This is a genomic window from Exiguobacterium sp. UBA3968 (assembly GCF_002385115.1).
Classification (GTDB): Bacteria; Bacillota; Bacilli; order Exiguobacteriales; family Exiguobacteriaceae; genus Exiguobacterium_A.
This window is the reverse complement of record NZ_DGCW01000005.1, coordinates 307,066-325,784: the sequence shown is the minus strand read 5'-3', so window position 1 is coordinate 325,784 and position 18,719 is coordinate 307,066. Positions and strand designations below refer to the sequence as shown.

At 47.1% G+C, this 18,719-nt stretch carries 18 protein-coding genes; 11 read left to right on the top strand and 7 right to left on the bottom strand.

Features of this window, described 5'->3' with window-relative positions; genetic code table 11:
• Entirely contained in the window at positions 1–879 is an 879-nt protein-coding gene (locus B3S86_RS03315; protein WP_035408954.1) for a chemotaxis protein CheV, read from the top strand.
• Positions 880–932: 53 nt separating this feature from the next.
• Here B3S86_RS03315 and B3S86_RS03310 read toward each other — a convergent pair whose 3' ends face one another.
• Positions 933–1,301 carry an Hpt domain-containing protein gene (locus B3S86_RS03310; protein WP_035408957.1) on the bottom strand — a complete coding sequence of 123 codons (369 nt, stop codon included), beginning with the start codon at positions 1,299–1,301 and terminating at the stop codon, positions 933–935.
• Between the two features lie 122 nt (positions 1,302–1,423).
• On the opposite strand from B3S86_RS03310, the gene B3S86_RS03305 reads away from it, so the two are divergent.
• On the top strand, positions 1,424–2,359 hold the full coding sequence (locus tag B3S86_RS03305) for a magnesium transporter CorA family protein (RefSeq protein WP_023467658.1): 936 nt from the start codon (positions 1,424–1,426) through the stop codon (positions 2,357–2,359).
• An 81-nt stretch (positions 2,360–2,440) separates the two neighbouring features.
• On the opposite strand, the gene B3S86_RS03300 is transcribed toward B3S86_RS03305, so the two are convergent.
• A complete protein-coding gene (locus tag B3S86_RS03300; protein WP_035408959.1) occupies positions 2,441–3,544 on the bottom strand; it encodes a PP2C family protein-serine/threonine phosphatase in 1,104 nt (367 codons plus the stop codon).
• Between the two features lie 126 nt (positions 3,545–3,670).
• On the opposite strand from B3S86_RS03300, the gene ytzI reads away from it, so the two are divergent.
• Together ytzI and B3S86_RS03290 are read left to right on the top strand one after the other, a co-directional pair.
• Positions 3,671–3,844, top strand: a complete 174-nt coding sequence (gene ytzI, locus B3S86_RS03295; protein WP_023467656.1) for a YtzI protein — start codon at positions 3,671–3,673, stop codon at positions 3,842–3,844.
• Positions 3,845–3,977: 133 nt separating this feature from the next.
• On the top strand, positions 3,978–4,529 hold the full coding sequence (locus B3S86_RS03290; protein ID WP_290749095.1) for a hypothetical protein: 552 nt from the start codon (positions 3,978–3,980) through the stop codon (positions 4,527–4,529).
• 53 nt (positions 4,530–4,582) lie between these two features.
• Here the strand turns inward: B3S86_RS03290 and B3S86_RS03285 are convergent, their stop codons facing one another.
• Together B3S86_RS03285 and B3S86_RS03280 are read right to left on the bottom strand one after the other, a co-directional pair.
• The gene (locus tag B3S86_RS03285) at positions 4,583–5,167 is read right to left on the bottom strand and encodes a YdcF family protein (RefSeq protein ID WP_290749091.1); all 585 of its coding nucleotides are present in this window, start codon (positions 5,165–5,167) and stop codon (positions 4,583–4,585) included.
• A gap of 149 nt (positions 5,168–5,316) precedes the next feature.
• The gene (locus B3S86_RS03280) at positions 5,317–6,141 is read right to left on the bottom strand and encodes an endonuclease I family protein (RefSeq protein ID WP_290749088.1); all 825 of its coding nucleotides are present in this window, start codon (positions 6,139–6,141) and stop codon (positions 5,317–5,319) included.
• A gap of 355 nt (positions 6,142–6,496) precedes the next feature.
• Here B3S86_RS03280 and amyS point away from each other — a divergent pair, with 355 nt between their 5' ends.
• A complete protein-coding gene (gene amyS, locus B3S86_RS03275) occupies positions 6,497–8,020 on the top strand; it encodes an alpha-amylase (protein ID WP_414651175.1) in 1,524 nt (507 codons plus the stop codon).
• A gap of 46 nt (positions 8,021–8,066) precedes the next feature.
• On the opposite strand, the gene B3S86_RS03270 is transcribed toward amyS, so the two are convergent.
• Positions 8,067–8,681, bottom strand: coding sequence for an NAD(P)-dependent oxidoreductase (locus tag B3S86_RS03270; RefSeq protein WP_290749083.1), 615 nt, complete (start codon positions 8,679–8,681; stop codon positions 8,067–8,069).
• 181 nt (positions 8,682–8,862) lie between these two features.
• Here B3S86_RS03270 and B3S86_RS03265 point away from each other — a divergent pair, with 181 nt between their 5' ends.
• The 6 genes from B3S86_RS03265 to B3S86_RS03240 all read left to right on the top strand — a co-directional run bounded on the left by B3S86_RS03265 (position 8,863) and on the right by B3S86_RS03240 (position 14,771).
• Positions 8,863–9,552, top strand: coding sequence for a hypothetical protein (locus B3S86_RS03265; protein ID WP_290749081.1), 690 nt, complete (start codon positions 8,863–8,865; stop codon positions 9,550–9,552).
• Positions 9,553–9,569: 17 nt separating this feature from the next.
• A complete protein-coding gene (locus B3S86_RS03260; protein ID WP_029341157.1) occupies positions 9,570–10,493 on the top strand; it encodes an AAA family ATPase in 924 nt (307 codons plus the stop codon).
• Between the two features lie 6 nt (positions 10,494–10,499).
• On the top strand, positions 10,500–11,567 hold the full coding sequence (locus B3S86_RS03255; RefSeq protein ID WP_290749078.1) for a DUF58 domain-containing protein: 1,068 nt from the start codon (positions 10,500–10,502) through the stop codon (positions 11,565–11,567).
• 28 nt (positions 11,568–11,595) lie between these two features.
• Positions 11,596–12,456 (top strand): ABC transporter permease subunit, encoded by an 861-nt coding sequence (locus B3S86_RS03250; protein ID WP_290749075.1) that lies wholly within the window; start codon positions 11,596–11,598, stop codon positions 12,454–12,456.
• A complete protein-coding gene (locus tag B3S86_RS03245; protein WP_290749073.1) occupies positions 12,456–13,484 on the top strand; it encodes an ABC transporter permease subunit in 1,029 nt (342 codons plus the stop codon). Before B3S86_RS03250 ends, B3S86_RS03245 begins: the two co-directional genes overlap by 1 nt.
• A 114-nt stretch (positions 13,485–13,598) precedes the next feature.
• Positions 13,599–14,771: an MFS transporter gene (locus B3S86_RS03240; RefSeq protein WP_290749070.1), complete on the top strand. Its 1,173-nt coding sequence runs from the start codon at positions 13,599–13,601 to the stop codon at positions 14,769–14,771.
• 52 nt (positions 14,772–14,823) lie between these two features.
• On the opposite strand, the gene B3S86_RS03235 is transcribed toward B3S86_RS03240, so the two are convergent.
• The gene (locus B3S86_RS03235; RefSeq protein ID WP_349677887.1) at positions 14,824–15,897 is read right to left on the bottom strand and encodes an MFS transporter; all 1,074 of its coding nucleotides are present in this window, start codon (positions 15,895–15,897) and stop codon (positions 14,824–14,826) included.
• A gap of 180 nt (positions 15,898–16,077) precedes the next feature.
• The gene (locus tag B3S86_RS03230) at positions 16,078–18,633 is read right to left on the bottom strand and encodes a sensor histidine kinase (protein ID WP_290749066.1); all 2,556 of its coding nucleotides are present in this window, start codon (positions 18,631–18,633) and stop codon (positions 16,078–16,080) included.
• Positions 18,634–18,719 lie beyond the last annotated feature (86 nt).

Sequence of the window (18,719 nt, the reverse complement as noted above, 5' to 3'; positions counted from 1 at the left end):
ATGTACAATCAGCACGATATTTTATTAGAAGCCGGCACGAACGAACTCGAGATCGTCATCTTCCATTGTGGTCCGTATACGTTCGGTATCAACGTCATGAAGGTTCGGGAAATCATCGTTCCGCTCCCGATGACACCACTTCCGGGTACACCGGATGCTGTCAAAGGATTGATCGAACTCCGCGGCGAAGTCATGACGGTGATCGATTTGCCTACAGTCATCGGTGTTCCCCACGACGAAGCAACCGAGGATCGACTGATCATCTGTGAATTCAATGGGGAAAAGAGCGTCCTGCGTGTCGATTCCGTGACGGAAATCCGTCGTATCTCATGGGAACAGATCGATACACCAAACGAACTCGCTCGTGGCATCGAAGGGTTAACGAATGGTGTCGTCAAAACGGGAGACAAGATGATCATCCTGCTCGACTATGAAAAAATTGCCCTTGAGCTCTCACGCAAGGATATCTTCGCCCGCGAAGAAGGACGTCGCGTCCAGTCCCGTGACCGGTCCGATAAAATCATCTGGATTGCCGAAGACTCGGAAATGCTCCGGACGTTGATCATCGAAACACTCGAGGAAGCCGGTTACCACGGACTGAAGTGGTTCATCAATGGTAAGGAAGCTTTTGATGCGTTTGAGAACGGAAGCAACTGTGACCTCCTGATCACCGATATCGAGATGCCGAAGATGGATGGACTACACTTGACGAAACGACTCCGTGAAGATGATCGTTATGCGGAATTGCCGATCATCGTCTTCTCCTCCTTGATTTCCGACGATTTACGCCATAAAGGCGAGTCCGTTGGTGTCAATGCACAAATCACGAAACCGGAAATCGGTCGATTGATCGAAACGGTTGATTCATACGTCTTATAAAAAAAAAGAAAAAAAGCCGACGAGATGTCGGCTTTTTTAATCTATTCGATTCCTCAACGCAGTACGTCAAGATTTTTTCCAGTAAACACATCGAGCCAGATGACCCGGAATTCAACCATGCTGTCTTCAATCCGATCGACGATTTCTTGCGTACCGGTCATGGAACCGGATTCTGCTTCTTTTTCAAGCAGTTCGAAATCATCGGCTAAATCATCAGCGGCAACGGAATAGGAAGCACCTTTTAGCAAGTGAGCGAGCTTTTCAGTTTGCTCAGCATCTTGTTTAGCGACGGCATCTTTCAGTTCAGGAAACTTTCGATCGAACTGCGCGATATACGTTTCTCCAATTTTTTGAAGGAACGCGTGATCCCCACCCGCGATCGATTGAAGTTCTTCGAGCTTCTTAGCATTAAAAAAAGGCATGTCTTCCCCTCCTCTGTTTTCATCTTATCACTAATCTTCGTAAAAAAAAATCGGAGAATCATTTACACGCCATCGTTTCTATTTCTATAATGAGACAGTGAAGAGCAGGAGGGATAGACAATATGTTGACGATTTATCGAAGCGATGTCACTGGGGCAGTCAACGAGATACAGGAGTTTACGAAAGGTTCCTGGATCCATCTTGTCAATCCGACCAAGGATGAAGCCGACCAAGTCATCGCTGCTACGAATATTCCAGAGGATTTCATTTATGACCCTTTGGACGTGGAAGAAAAACCACGTTTTGAAAAAGATGAAGAAGGCCTACTGATGATCGTCGACGTTCCCTACATCGAAGAAGAATCATCAGGACGCCGTTATAATACGATTCCGCTCGGTATCATCGTGACATCCCGTCATTTCATCACCGTTTGTTCGCAACAGCTCGATGTCCTGACGTTATTCTCGAGTGGTAAGTTGCGAGGATTCCGGACGAATTATCGATCGCGCTTCGTATTTCAGATTCTCTATAAAGTCAGTTCCTCGTATCTCCGTTTCCTACGCCAAATCGATCGACGGATGGATGAACTCGAGGAAGAATTACAACGTTCGATGCGAAATCAAGAAATCTTTCAACTCATGAACCTTCAGAAATCATTGGTCTATTTCATGACATCCTTGAAATCGAACGATGGTGTCCTCGACCGAATCATCAAGACACCGAGTCTTGAGAAACACGAAGACGATGAAGACTTACTCGAAGATGTCTTCGTCGAACACCGGCAAGCAATGGAAATGGCACAAATCTATAAAGACATCATCAGTTCGACGATGGATACATTTGGTTCCGTCATCTCGAACAATGTCAACTTCGTCATGAAGTTCCTCGCCTCGATTACGATCGTCATCTCGATTCCGACGATGATATCAGGGATGTTCGGAATGAACGTCCATGTCCCTTGGGAAGGAGAAGTCATCGGTTTTTGGATCGTCTTCGGCATGATGATCTTCTTCTCTGGTCTTGCTGCATTCATCTTATGGCGGAGAAGGTTCTTCTAGTTCAAGTAAGCGTAAGACTTGTATGACTCAAAAAAGACTCAGTGACGGTGTTTCTGTCGCTGAGTCTTCTTCATTTACATGTTAATTGATTTCGACTGTCACGAGACAAAGATCATCCGCTTCATCGCTCTGATCCGGTTGAATCAGCTGATGGATGTTCGGTCCTTGTTGTTCAATCAGATTTTGGATGGCGTGAATTCCTTCATCGATACCTTTACTGTAGAGTTCCATGAAACCGTCCGTATAGAGATAGACACATCCTGGTGAGACGATGTCGATCGTCTTGCTCGAATACGTCGAGTCTTCGAACATACCAACAGGAAGTCCCGTATTCTCAAGCGGAATGATTTGATCGTTCATACGTAACAAACCAGGTGGATGCCCCGCGTTCGCATAGCTGAGTTTCATTTCATCTAAGTCGATATAAAGGTAGACAGCCGTGAAATAGATTTCTGTCTCGTCTCCCGGAAACAGTCGACTCATCTGTTGATTCAATTCTTCAAGCACTTGAGCCGGATCACCAATCCGGTGCACGAGTTCAAACAAGATTGAACTCATCCCCATCGTAATCAATGCAGAGGAGACACCGTGTCCCATGACGTCAAATAAGATGATGCCGTATTTATTCTGAGAGATGCGATACCAGGCATACATGTCTCCCGCTAGTTTCTTAGACGGGATATAGGTCGCCATGATGCGGATCTCATCGTCTTCGATATTGGCACTAAGCACACTCTGTTGCAGTTTTTGCGCCAAATCAAAGTCTTCTTGTAGCACTTTTTCATATCGTTTTCGTGCATCGATTGCTTGCTTCAGACCGATCGCATTACGAACTCGTGCGAGCAATTCCGTTTTTCGAATCGGTTTCGTCGTGTAATCAGATGCCCCTGCATTCAATCCATCAACGATATCTTCTTCGTTTGATCGACCCGAGACGATCAGGATTGGTAGTTCATCAAGACCAAACCGTTTTCGGATCAAACGTGTTGCCTCGATTCCGCTGATTCCCGGCATCTCAACGTCGAGCAGGACGACATCTAATTGCTCAATGAACAATGGATCCTCCATCAATTCGATTGCTTCTTCTCCACTCATGGCTTTGACGACGTCATATCCTTCATTTTCTAACAATCGCTCTAAGAGCATTAAATTTGTTAATTCGTCATCTACGACCAAAATACTCATCCGTCGTCACCTCGTTCTATTTAACATGTTTATCTGAAATCAGTTTAGCACACAACCTACAATTTCGTTTAGACGGATGCTGCTTTTTCCGTCATACTAGAAAGTGAATGAAAGGAGGAGTGGACTATGTGGCTATATGTCGTCTCCATTCTCATCATCGTATTCGTCTTGGTCGCCTCGATCATTGTCATTTCAAAAGGATATGGCTATAAGGGCAACAAGGACGATATCGAAATCGATTATGATGAAATCAACCGAAAACTTCGTCACGAAAATGATGATGATTCATCCAACAAATGAACCTCTAAGACCATCATATCACGATGGTCTTTTTAAATTCATTTCAAATACATGTTTTTTTTAGATGTTTTTGATTTGCTCACAAGGGTATATCCATATCATGGTTAAATACTATCTCAAGGGAGTGTTTATTATGGAACCGAATCTTCAACATGATCCACACGCAACGCACGCAGAACATCCGAATCGTCAGTTTGATCAGGAGGAATCATCAGGTCGTCAAGTTAATCTTGTCACAGGGATGTTAATCGGTGCCCTTGTCGGCGGACTATTGACGCTACTTAGTTCTTCGTCCCGTCAAAACACGAAACAAAGCTTACGTGGTGCGAAGGATTCCGTCTCGACACTCGCGTCTTCCATCAAGGAAGATCCGTCGGGCAAAGCGTCGCAAGTTATCAATCAGGTAAAGAGTGCTTCAAGTATCATCCAAGAAGTGGCGTCTGACGTTCAAAACGTCTATGACAAAGTGAACACAGAACTTGAAACAGTGAAGTCTGATGCTTCGACTGTGAAAGATACAGTCAATGAGACAAAAGGTGACCTGAGTTCTATCAGCAATAAAGTCGTCGAAGCGAAAGATGTCGCACTTGGCAAAGAAGAACCACCTGCTGAGCACGATGCTTCTAATCAACAAGCAAATGATGCTCAATCTTCTGAGGAAAAAAATAAAGGTGAAGGCATCTAATCGTTTGGTGTACTTCTTCATTCTCCCCGATGTGTTCAACACGTCGGGGTTTTTTAACGTAGGAATTGAACAAGAATCGCGACGCGTTCACGCATCCCGAAACGAAGGACACCTGAAAGGGGTGTCTCTGCCGGAATCGCGTCCGTCAGTAACCCCAGTTGTTTCGCCTCTTTTCGAGCGCGGTACAGATGAAAATCTGACGTGACAATTGAGACACGTCGGACATTCTTTGGTAATAAGTCTTTTGAATACTGTAGATTTTCCGTCGTCGATGTCGAACTGGACTCAAGAACCAGTCGCTCCGCTTCAATGCCAGACGCCACCATTCCGCGTCGCATCGCTTCTGCTTCCGAGATATCCTCATCCGGTCCTTGTCCACCACTCAAGATGAAGCGGACATTCGGGTGTTGTTTCCCATATGCGGCTGCCGCCTGAATCCGATTATGTAAGATTTGCGACGGTTTCTCCCCTTTGACACCTGCGCCAAGAACGATGACATACGGCGACGACCCATCCGCAAGTGGTCGTTCTCCTCTGTTGACGAAAATCCCGACACTGTACCAGAAGGCGACACAAGCGACGAGTCCTCCACCAACCATCCATTTGATATTTCGTTTGTTGAACGTGCGTTTAATCATACCGTACGACCTTTCTGCTAAAAAATGGGTTACGGTATGCTGTACGAATGATGCTTGCAAAAAGTTTCAACCTGACGGGCTTTACCTCCAAAAAAATGCGATCTTCTCTGAATCGAGAACATCGCATTTTCCTATTGATTGACTCGTCATCAATTTCCCCAAATTGATGTCACGTATTCCGGATGATCAATGAATGGATTCCGGTTTTTTTGCCACTTCTCGAAGATGACGTCGTTACGACGCATTTCGAAGCTATCGACTGGATCAAGCTTATTCCATGCTTTCAGCGTCGATAATTTTCCATGTAATGGGTTCGTTCCATTGTTGACGTTTTCTGAGGCTTCGAGATCGATTTCTCCGCCACCTTCGTAACGAACTGCCATGTAGAAGATCATCCGCGCGATGTCACCTTTGACTCGGTTCGGTGGTTCCCACGAATCGCCATCACGGTAGCAATCGCATCCACTATATTTCGTACCGCCATTGTCGAAATCAAGATTCCCACGTGCACTGTTGACGACGACATCTTCCGGACGCAAATGATGCAAGTCTGTTCCCGGTCCGTTCGTCGTACCAAAGTCACCGTGCGACTTTGCCCAGACGTGTTCCCGGTTCCATTGACCGACATTTCCACCATTGCTACTTTTCGCAATCGATTTCCCCGTGTATAACTCGATAACGTTGTTCGCATTGTTTGGATCTTGATCCGTTTCTTTCAGTGCTGTCCATACTGTGTCGTATGACACTTGTGTATGGTTGTCGATGATATCGTGCAGCGATGCCTTCAACGCTGCCCCTGTCTTTCCTGCTGCCGGTAGATAGTACGCATCGATCGTCGATTGAGATGTAACCATCTGCGGACCTGCCGCTACTTGTTTTGGATCGACTGTTTTTGCAGTGACCGGTGTAAAGACGATTGACCCGAGCGCAAGTGTTGCGGCAAGTGCACCTGTGACCTTTGACTTCCAGTTCATGCGTGTTCCCCCTCGATTGGTATGTATGAAAACGGATGTTACACGCTCATTTTCACATCGAATCCATTCATGGTGGAAGATGGACGATAGACCTGCTTTTTTGAAGATGAGTCGTCGTTCAGATTCTTTATCGAAAGACAACGGTTAGATGGTCCTGATTTTTTTCGTCCAAGACATCAATTGCATCAAAATAATTCTTCGAAAGAAATATTCTAGGGTCAAAAGTCACGAACGAAAGAGACTGACAAATAAGAATCCGGGACGATATTCCTTTCCTCTAAGGCTTCACTATAATAAATAATGCAAGCGTTTTCATAAATCATGAGGAGGTCTTTTCGTGAAACAAAAAGGATGGATTTTAGCAACCGTCGCTTCAGCTGCATTTTTAGCGCCACTTGCGCAACCGATTGCAGTAGGTGCAACAGCTGACAATGGTACGATGATGCAGTACTTCGAATGGTATGTACCAAATGACGGTAACCATTGGAATCGTCTCGGAAGTGACGCGACGAAACTGGATCAGCTCGGTATTACATCAGTCTGGATTCCACCTGCCTACAAAGGAACTTCACAAAGCGATGTCGGCTACGGTGCCTACGATCTATACGATTTAGGTGAGTTCAACCAAAAAGGAACAGTCCGCACGAAATACGGAACAAAAACGCAATTAAAAACAGCGATCGGACAACTGCATACCGCTGGAATCGATGTGTACGGGGATGTCGTCATGAACCATAAAGGTGGCGCCGATTTCACGGAAGCCGTCACGGCAGTCGAAGTCAATCCGGGTAACCGTAATCAGGAAGTCTCTGGCGATTATCAAATCCAGGCATGGACGGGCTTCAATTTTGCAGCACGAAATAACCTCTACTCGAACTTCAAGTGGAAATGGTACCACTTCGACGGCACGGACTGGGATCAATCGCGTTCAAAAAGCGCCATCTATAAGTTCCGCGGTACCGGTAAAGCATGGGATACGGATGTCTCAACTGAAAATGGTAACTACGATTACTTGATGTATGCGGATCTTGACTTCGATCATCCAGAAGTTCAGCAAGAAATGAAGAACTGGGGCAAATGGTACGTCAACGAACTTGGTCTTGATGGGTTCCGTCTCGATGCCGTCAAGCATATCAAACATGGTTACTTAGCGGACTGGCTCGCGAACGTTCGTCAGACGACGGGCAAACCGCTATTCACAGTCGCCGAGTACTGGCAGAACGATCTTGGAACGTTACAAAACTACTTAAGCCGGACGAATTACCAACAATCCGTCTTTGATGCCCCGCTTCATTATAAATTCGAGCAAGCAAGTAAAGGTGGCGGATACTACGACATGCGGACGATCTTTGACGGTACACTCGTCAAGAGTAATCCAGTCCAAGCCGTGACACTCGTTGAAAACCATGACTCGCAACCTGGACAATCGCTTGAATCAACGGTTCAATCATGGTTCAAACCACTCGCCTACGCGATGATCCTGACACGTGAACAAGGGTATCCGTCGGTCTTCTATGGTGACTACTATGGTACAAAAGGTACGTCGAATCGCGAAATTCCAGCACTCGCTTCGAAGATTGATCCGTTACTCAAAGCACGGAAGGACTTCGCGTTCGGGAAACAAAATGATTACCTCGATAACCAAGACATCATCGGTTGGACACGGGAAGGTGTCTCGGATCGGGCAAAATCCGGTCTTGCAACAATCCTCTCAGACGGCCCTGGCGGTAGCAAATGGATGTACGTCGGCCTTCAGAACAAAGGAGAAGTCTGGACGGATATCACTGGAAACAACACGGCATCGGTCACGATCAACCAAGATGGCTACGGTCAATTCTTCGTCAATGGTGGTTCGGTCTCCGTCTATCGTCAACAATAAGCATTCAAAAAGGTCTTTTCCGTATGACGGGAGAGACCTTTCTTCTTCATTCAGCGAGACCGACACTCGATTTGATATGATCTTCTGTCTCGATTGCTTGTAAGAGGAAATGCGCCACATCTGCGCGATTGATTTGTTTTGCATCTTCCGGAACACCTGTATCTGCTTGACGATAAAGCCCCGTCAACGGACCGTTCAGTAAACGGAGTGGTCGGGCCACCGTATAGTTCAAATCCGCTTGTTGCAAAAGCGCGATCGCTTGGCGGTGATCCTTCAGTGGATTTTTCAGAATCCGCTGAGCGAGCATCCCTTGTACACCCGGTAATTCATCATCAACACCGGCAGACGCGACATAACCAATTCGGTCTACGCCCTGCTTTTTCATCGCTGTCACGATCCGGACGAGACTCCGTTCTAAAAAGCCACTGTATGCAAGACTCTCTGTGCCAAGAGCCGTCAGGACAGCCTCTTGCCCGGCAATAGCAGCTGTTACCGCTTCTTGATCGAGCACGTCGCCCTTTAAGACTCGTAACCGTTCGTCATGTAGTGTCAGTTTTTCTGGACTGCGGACAAATGCTGTGACCTCATGCCCGTGATCAATCGCCTGTTTGACCAGTTCTTGTCCAGTTTGACCAGTCGCTCCAAAAATAATCAGTTTCATACGAAACATCCTTTCTCTTTCAAGATCCACTGATTCAATCATACCCTTACCACTTGAAAATGAATCGTCTCACCTTGTCTTTATTTTCAGAAAATTGTTTTTATTTGTTAAGCGTGTATGCTAAAATCTTCCTAAGTACATATGGATATTTTTTCCTTAAAAACAGGAAGGAGGATCGCTTGTGTTACGGCAACGCTTTATCATGTCGCTTGGTGTCATTCTAATTAGTCTGTTCTTGTTTCAAACTACCGCGACGTATATTTACACGCATTACATCATGCCGGATCCTTTTAAAAAGCCTTCGATTGCAGAAACTGAAGCGAATGGCGAAATTAGTTTTAAAAACGGTCACTCACCTACTAACACAAAAGGCAAGATGCCTTTTGAACCGATCGATCCACGACCTGGTCCAAAAGAGCTCTGGAAATCCCTTAAAGCGGATGCCTCTGACTCCCCTTTTTCTTATCTACAATATGTCATTTTAATCAGCTTATTTAGTTTCATGGTCTGGAAACTCGTTCAGTCGCGTCGCGTGAAAAAACGGCGCAGGTCTACAGGAGACGTAATGGATGACGTTCCATTCGCTCAATCAATCTTTCATCCTGCTTCTTTAAGAAAATCATCTTATCTGTATGCATCGTATTCGTCTTCACGTGTCCGTGATCTCGTCATCCGTTTTGAGCAACACTTACCGCGCAGTCAGCAACGTCGTCCGAACGAAACGCTTGAAGACTGGTTACGTCGAATTGAGGTCCCTGTCGATTTTCAGTTGTATCGGAATATCCGCTACGGTGACATGTCGGAAACGATCGTCACGGACGATGAGATTCTACGCTTCGAACAACAACTAGCACGCTACTCAACCATTTGACCTTGGAGGGATTTCCTATGAAACTACAACAATTAAAAGATCAACTCAATTCCATCTATCTCGGTAAACCGGACGTCATCGATCTTTGTCTGACGGCACTCATCGCAGAAGGACATATTCTATTAGAAGATGTACCGGGAACAGGGAAAACGATGCTCGCCAAAGCGCTCGCTCAGAGCTTTGAAAGTGCCTTCTCGCGGATTCAGTTTACGGCGGATCTTCTCCCATCAGATGTCATCGGTTCGGATTTCTTCAACTTAAAGACACAGGAGTTCGAGAATAAACGCGGTCCATTGTTCGCGAACGTCGTCTTGATTGATGAGATCAACCGTGCTGTTCCGCGGACACAATCGGCATTGCTCGAAGCGATGGAAGAACGTCAAGTCTCGATCGGTGGAACGACCTATCAGATGCCCGCCCCGTTCTTCGTCATTGCGACACAAAACCCAATCGAGTCAGCAGGAACGTTCCCATTACCGGACGCCCAACTCGACCGGTTCATGGTCGCAATTGAAGTCGGTTATCCGGATTTCGAGAACGAACGGCGCTTATTGTCTGAGATTCTGACGAACGTCCGTCGGTCAGCTGTCGGCATCGCGTCAGGCGGTGACTTGATTTCCTGGCAGGAAGAGGCACGCCGCGTCCATGCATCACAAGACGTGCTCGATTACTTGCTCCATATCGTCCAAGCGACACGAAACCATGAACTCATTGAAGTCGGCGTTAGTCCGCGTGGAGCGATTGCATTACTTCGCGCCTCGCAAAGCTACGCATTCTTGAATCAACGCGACTTCATCATCCCGGAAGATATCAAATATCTTGCAAAACACGTCCTGTCTCATCGCCTGACACTGACACTTGAAGGTGGAATCAAGACGACGAAAGCGGCTGTCTTGACGCATATTCTGGACGACGTGCCGGTTCCGGTCGAGATGGGGTGACGAATCATGCAGATTGAACGTTCCGTCCCGTTTTGGCTTGAACGCCGACTCTTTCCACTGTACGTCGCGATGACGTTCATCTTCCTCTTCATTCCACGTCTGTCGATCCTCGGTTTTCTGTTCGCCGCCTTGGCGACGATTCATTTCGTCGTCGGTCGAACAGAAAAACAGCTCCGACGGGACGTGGCAATCGAATGGAAGCATTATGAAGCGTTGATGTTCAACCAAGAACAGACATCGCTCCATCTACAAGTCTTCGGCTTCGAATCCTTGAGTCAACTCGGACTCGAAGCGACACTTCGTTTGCACACGGATGGCGGAGTCATTTTCCCGGAGATGGACCCACTACATCCAGCGACGTTTCATGCAGTGATTGACTCTGAAGACGGAGTGACGATCCCGATTCAGACGGTTCGCCGCGGACCAGCCGAGTTCGATGAGATCATCTTGACGATTCGCCTGCCCTGGAAGATGGGCGTTTATCTCTTTACGTTCGATACATATCCGTCGTTTACAGTCTTACCGTCCTTGACGGCGCAAGCGACGCCGCTTCTTTTACAGCGTTTACGGATCGGTGATCGACCGGACCGTTACTCACCGCTCAAGAACAAACTGGTTCAACTCGGTGCAAAACCCTATACGGCGGAACCGTCAAAAGAGATCGATTGGTATGCGACGGCGAAGACCGGTCGCTTGCAGGCAAAAGTATTCGAAACGAGCAATCAAGATACGTTTACGATTGCCTTGAACTTATCTGCCCCGAGCGGTTACGGACTCCACCAACAATTTGAGACGTTCATCGAACAAGCGGCATTCCTGATCAGTGAATTAATCAAGGAGGGCTGTAAGATTGAACTGTTCTTGAATCGACTCGACGGAGCAAACCGGATGACACATCTCTCGTTACAAGAAGGACAACCGCAATTAAAACATGTCCTGATGACCCTTTCGACGGTCTCGACGCGTGATTCGTTCATCGCGACACAACAGTTCGAACGCTATGTACTGCGCCGGAAACATATGAACAGTCAGTTGATCCAAATTGGCAATGACCGGATCCTCGCCATCGGCTGAGGATCCAAAGAAAGGAGTTTTTCGCCTCATGGTGTTTATCGCCCGAAAATCAATTCAGCTTATCGTGGCATTTTTTGTCTTGATTGCGATCAGCGCCCTTCCGGGGCTTGTCGCGCAAATGAAATTCAACCCAGTAAGCTACTGGGAAGGTCTGAAGCAACAATTTGCTCAATTAACGAAACTTGATGAGATTACCTATTTCAACGTAACCGCTCAAAAGGAATTCTTGTTGCTTCCTACCATCAGTCCATTCATTAAAGAGACGTTGATCATCTTTACGACAGCTATGCTGGTCTCCGCTGTGTGTGCGATTTTTTATGCTTATTTGTTTTATCGGAGTGGTCGCAAAACACGCATGATGCTGAAACAAACGACTCGGACGCTTGAGATGGTTCCGGATCTGTTCTGGATCATTCTTTCGCAATTCCTTGTCCTCTATCTGTTTAAAACGACCGGGTATGACAAAATCGAAATTGCGGGATCCTATGCTGAGTACATTCGTTTTTTACCGATTCTTACGCTAACGTTGACAACACTATTCTTCTTCATCAAATGGTTAACGACGCAAGTACTCGAACAGGAAGCTGCTCCTTTCCTTGAACTCGCACGGGCTAAAGGCATTCGTCCTGCCGCTCTTTTCTGGAAACATTTGATTCCGACAATGATCTATCGGTTTTATCTGTTTTTCCGAGCGAACATCATTACGGTATTATCGAGTCTCGTGATCATTGAATACACGTTCGAAGTGCAAGGTATGTTCCGGTTCGTCTTTTATAATGGACAAATGCCGATTTTGATGGTCATCTTGTTCTTAATCTATTTGCCGATTTTCATCATTGATTTGTTGGCAGAATGGCTTATTCCTAACGCCTGGAAAGGGGGGATTTGATGCGTCGTACTTTGATGCGAGATCCTGTCTTCTGGCTATGTTTATTTTTACTCACTGGTTTACTGCTCCTTAGTTTTGGAAATACGATCTTTCGTGATGGTCAAGTCGATCAAATCTCGAACCGGTATGCTGAAGACGGTACGTTCCTTGCGACGTCACCACTAAAACCGTCAAGTGATCAATGGCTCGGTACAGACCGCTCTGGCTATGACCTCTTTCAATTGATGATTGAAGGATTTAAATGGACAGCCGGTATTTGTATGATTGTTGCGCTCGGTCGAATGTTTCTTTCACTGGTCATCGCAATTCCGCTAGCTTTCCGAAGTGCTCGCGTCAATCGATACTTAAAACTTGTTTTTGATGGATTTTTAGTTTTACCGCTCTCTCTTGTCGCGTTGCTCATTTTGCTTCCATCACTTACGTTCTTTGATTCGACTGCTATCCCACCACTTTTTGATCGTGTATCGTTTGAATTGATTGTCTTGATTTTGCTTGGTCTCCCCTCTTTATCGCTTTATCTGATTGCAGAGACCCGCCAGTTACTTAGTCAAGAGTTCATGATTGTCGCCCAGACGCTTGGTGGCAGTCCGTGGCATCGGTTCAGACGCCATATTTGGCCACATCTTGTTCCAACGTTGACAATCGTTTTTATGCAACAGTTCATCCAAACGTTGATGTTACTCGTCCACTTATCGCTCTTTGATATTTTCTTTGCCGGAACAGTTAATTTACATGTAGGAACTGCTCCAACGATCTTTGAATGGTCATCGATGTTTGGCTATTACTACAATCAGTTTTCGGCGACGTCGTGGCTCAACCATATGTTCCTCGTTCCACTGATTGGACTAGCATTAGTCGTCTTTTTCAGCAATCTATTTATGAGTCGACTCGAACGGGCTTTCCGCTTCCGCCAGCAACTAAAACCAATCAAGCTATCGGCATCTCGTGCTCAAGACGAAGCTGCCGCGACATCGATGGTTGATCCCTTTACACTCGTTGCCCGGAACTCCCGTCACGATTCTGATTGACAATCCATTTTTTTCCTCTTACACTAGAAAAAAACACGAAATGAGGGCGTCCAATGTAAGTCATTCTGAATTCTCACTCCTAATTAAATACGTACGATATGGAGGTCATTCAGAATGAACCGGTTTACGCTTTTATTGGTCAGTCAATGGATTGCGAATGCGGGAGATGCGCTCTATATCGTCTCCCTGATCGCGATGATCTATCAAACGACAGGGCAAGCGAGTCTCGCTGCCCTGTTTCCTGTTCTCGTCACAGCAGGCATGACAGGAAGCGGCTTCTTATTCGCCCAAGTCGCTCAACGTGTTCCCCATGCCTCGTTGTTGTTCGGCAGTCAACTCCTCAAGACGATTCTCTTAGGCATCATCTGGGGACTTGATTTACCACTGCCACTTATCCTCGCACTCGTTGGATGTATCGCTTTCTTCGACGGATTTGCTCGTCCGATCGAAAGTGCCTTCATCCCTCGACTGTGTCAGGATGTCCAAAAGGCTAACAGTCTCGTACAAGGTTCGAATCAAGTGATTCAGCTCATCATGTGGCCGCTCGGCGCCATTCTGGTCAGCCTGTTATCGCCGCTTTCCGTCTTGTCCGTCTCGGCCGGTCTGTTTTTAGGTGCGAGTCTCATCAGCTATCTGTTCTATCGAAGCGTCCGCTCTCTACCCGACCCTTCGATGGAAGGGGAAGACGTTTCCTTCCGGTCGAGTATTCGCTACACGCGAGCGCATCCATTCGCGAAAGCCAACACGTATCTCGTCGGAATCGATGCGTTCGTCAGTACGGCTTGGATTTCTGCTCTGTTCCTCGTCTACATCGATACACATTTCCAGCTATCGGAACGCTGGTGGGGCATTCTAAATGCCTTCTATCTGCTGAGCATGATCGCCGGTAGTTACATGATGTTACGTCATCGTGGAACGCGTTCGTTGCTTTATCGCAGCATCGGCTTTTCGATTGTTGCGACCTTCTTGTTTGCTTTCGCTCCAATCGTCACACTTGCCGTGATCGCTTGTCTGATCCAAGGGTTTGCGAGTCAAGTCCGGGCGATTGAGCTGAATACGTTGTTGCAAAAGACGACACCACTCGAACGGTTACCGTATGTCTATAGCGTGCAACAAACCGTTTATGCACTCTGTTTCTGCCTCGGCAGTCTATTGTTCGGATGGCTTGCCGATGTGTTTGCGATCGAGCTTGTCTATGCGCTCGCAGGAGCCCTCTCCTTGTTGATGTGGCAACCGGCTCGCCAGCTATTGGCACATTCCTCTCAGGAGCAACGACACGTGTCGTAATAAATGACAGTCAAAAGGACAAAGGTCAATGCACCTTTGTCCTTTTTTTGATTCAGTTCTGACGCGTGCGCGTCACACTATACAACAGAAGCAACATAAGTGAGACGAGTCCGAGCGCGGCATAGGTCATCTGAAGCGAGAAGACACGTTCGACGAAGACGAACAGCGTACCGGTTCCAAGCACAGCTAAACGTTCAATGACTGAGATCAGCGACGTAAACGTTGCGCGCCCATTTGTCGGCGCAACATCTTGGATAACCGTGGTCACATAAGGCTCAGCCCAACCATAGCACAAGTACAGCATACCGAGTAAACCGATACTGACGAGCGGAGAGGCAACCGACAATCCGGCAAGACACACGATATAGATCATCGCCCATCCGACCGGCGATCGGAACCGAGATAAGGACGCACCAATCGCCTGCATGATTTGGAATAACACGAAGACGAATCCGAAATGGACCATCGGTATCGTTTGATCCCGTAGATAGAGTTGCCAAAACTCATCGACGAAATCAATCGTCGCCCCGTATAACAAGACAAGACAAAGAATTCGGACGTAGACGCGTCGAAACGAGAGTCCTATTAGCAATGTCTTCAACGAACTCGTCTCTCCGTCTTGTTCTCGCGCTGCTTCCTTTAAGAAAAACGTCAGGAGTACTGTTCCGAGCAAAACCCACCAAGACACGTGATAGTGCCAAATCAAGTCTACCGATCGCACGGCGTAACTCCCGACGAGTGCCGCAAGTCCAGACGTCAACAAACCACCGATTGAAATCACTCGCCAGACCGTCTCGAATCGCTCTTCTCTCCTATGCATTCGTAACGTTTCATAGACGTGGGCTTCAAGCGCTCCACTAAGTGCTGCGCCACCGATGCCGGCAAGGACCATCGCCAAGAGGAAAGCAGGTAATGAGTAGGCTTCAAGCAACACCGTAAACGATAACCACTCACATACGAAACCAGCCAGAATGAACGTCTTTCTGCCCCACCGGTCGGATAACAAACCGAACGGGACCTCACCAATCAACATGACCCAAGCAAAGACGATTTCTGCGATGACGACGTCGGCAATGCTCATTCCCCGGTCTTCCCAGTAAAAGCGTTCAATCACATAAGCTGGAATGAACGAACTACTGGCTTCGATCAGGATCCAAAGAATGAGTGATCGTCGGACTTAACAAGGCCATCTGCTTCGCCGCATCTCCTCACTTCCTTTCTATTTGGTAGTAGTTAATTCCCGTTTTGCAGATGAAACCAACAAAAAAACGCCCTTTGATTAAAAAATCAAAGAACGCTTTTGACATTAACATTCATCTGCCGATTCCGTGACCGGTACGACGGACTGGACGATCGGTAGTTCGACGATGAACGCGGACCCGACACCTTCCGTTGATTCGACATGAATCATTCCTTCGTGCGAACGAACGATTTCCTGACAAATCGCAAGACCAAGTCCGGTACCACCGATTTTTCGACTATCCGAATTATCGACTCGGTAAAACTTACTAAACAGTTGTGGTAACGCGTGACGCGGAATGCCGATTCCCTCATCTTCAATCTTCAGCTGGACACGATCTTCGACTTGACGCATCGTGATCGTGATTTGACCACCATCCGGTGAATACTTGATTGCATTGTTGATCAGGTTCGTGAACAGCTGACGCATTTTTTGTTCATCAGCATGAATCCGCCCCGTCGTCGTTTCTTCAAAATCAAGGACTAGCTCGTGATCTTTTGCCGAAGCCGTATGGAACTCGACCGTTTCCTGAATGACTTTCGTCAAATCAAGCGGTTTGAAGTCATACTGCTGCTGACTCGATTCCATGCGCTGGACATCGAGGAAGTCGTTGACGAGGTTCGTCAACCGTTCGGTTTCCGCATGAATCGTCTCGAGATACCGTTGACGTTTTGATTCCTGGACGTCGCGCGCGAGCATCAGTTCCGTATAGCCGTAAATCGAGGCAAGCGGTGTCCGCAACTCATGCGAGACGGTCGAGACGAATTCCGATTTCATCCGGTCGATCGCAGTCTCTGCCGTCACGTCACGTAAGACGAGCATCGTACCGCGGAAACAACCACCGTAATGAATTTCCTCTGCATACAGCGTGACGAATCGCTCTTCCTTGTTCAAGGACAACGCCAAGCTCTCCGTCGGAATTTCCTGACTGCAGACATGATCCATGTAGGTTAAGAACGCCTCATGTTGATCGACTTGCACTGCCAACTCTTCGATTTTGACGTCGAGCGTCATCAATCCTTCTTCCGCCACTTGATCGTGCGCCGGATGATGGAATAAAGCGAGCAATGGTTTATTGGCAAAAATCGTCTCTCCTTCGATATAGATGACCGCTTCCCGAATCGAATGGAGAAGTTTGGACGTCTTTTCCCGTTCTCGTTCGACTTCTTCAAAGACACGCATCCGGAGCAAGGAGAGTGCCAATTGACGGGAGAACGACCAGATTTCGTTCGTCTGCTCTTCCGTAAAGGCATCCCGGTAACGGACGAGATAAATGCTTGCAATCATTGTGTTCGTCGCTGGATCCATCACCGGTACGACGATTTCGTACATCGCGTACGGATATGGGAGCGGATGATGACTCGCGACTTGTTTCGTCGAGCGAACAGCACGCTTGTTTTGACGTGTGCGTTCGAGTAATGACGTCGAAGCATGTAATAACTGGTGCTCCTGAGCTGCCGTCATCCCGTAAGAGACGAGATCCGTATAGCGGTCTTGCTCTAGGAAGACGATTGCTCCGAACTCCGCATCGGTGATCGTAATCAATTTTTCGATGATCGCCGGATACGCCGTCAACGTTTCGCGAGACGCAAGTGTCTCGGTCAACTCATTGCGATAACGCAAATGGGTCTCATTACGTAACGTGATGTCGAGTGCTTCTTCGAGTTCTTCCTGTTGCGATTGAAGTTCTTCTTGCTGGGCAATTAATTCTTCCTGTTGACTTTGTAGTTCGTCGTTACTTGCGACGAGTTGATGTTTTTGCCCGGAAATGGCGGCTGCCATCTGGTTGAACGTCGTCGTCAACTCACCAATCTCATCTTGACGATTCGTGATGACGATCGGTGTCGCATCCTCACCTTTAGCGAGTCGTCCACTTTCCCGGTTCAACTGACGCAACTGACGCGTCAAGCGGCGGACGAATGGTCGGACGAAAACGAGAGTAATCAATAAGAGGATTGCAATATTGACGGCTCCGAGAATTTGCGACGAGTTGACTTGTTTACCAAGCTGCTCTTGCGCCGCCATCTCTTGATCGTTTAAGGAATTACGATATTTTGTGAAGACCGTCTCCATATCAACGATACTTGAACTCATATCAGCCGCACTCTTCGTCTTGATGTTGAACTTCCGCTGTGGATCGAGTGGTTTTGATTTCGTGACCTTTCCAAGCGTCGGCATCTTCAAGAACGGTTCCGTCACTTTGCCGTCTTTTTTCGCCGCGACATAATTGACGAGGCTCGGCATGACGCGTTGGGTATACGCTGTATAGAGTTCCCGTGCGTCCGTTGCATACTGCCGTTCTTCTTTGAAGCGTGCATTGCGCTCGAACCATGTCGTTTGTCGATTGATGCCATTTTTCTTTGCTTCGATTTCTTTTAACATCTCTTCGTCACCAAGCAAGACGAAGCCACGCATCTCGTACTGCATGCTTTGCCATGATTCGTACAAATCGGTCGCCCGTGTCCGATGTTCGTTTAACATCTTTAATTCTTGGCGTGATTCATCCACCTGTTGTTTCGTATATAGGTAGACACCACCTGTCGTTAGCAGCAGTGTCAGAAAAATCACATAAAACGCAGACATGATTTGCCGTCCAATCGTTCGATTCAGCCATGTTTTCATTAAAGGAATTCAACTCCTTTCCCTTTATCTTTCTCCAGCAATAAAGGTATTCCCGTCCATTCATTGTAAACTTTTTTCAATCGATA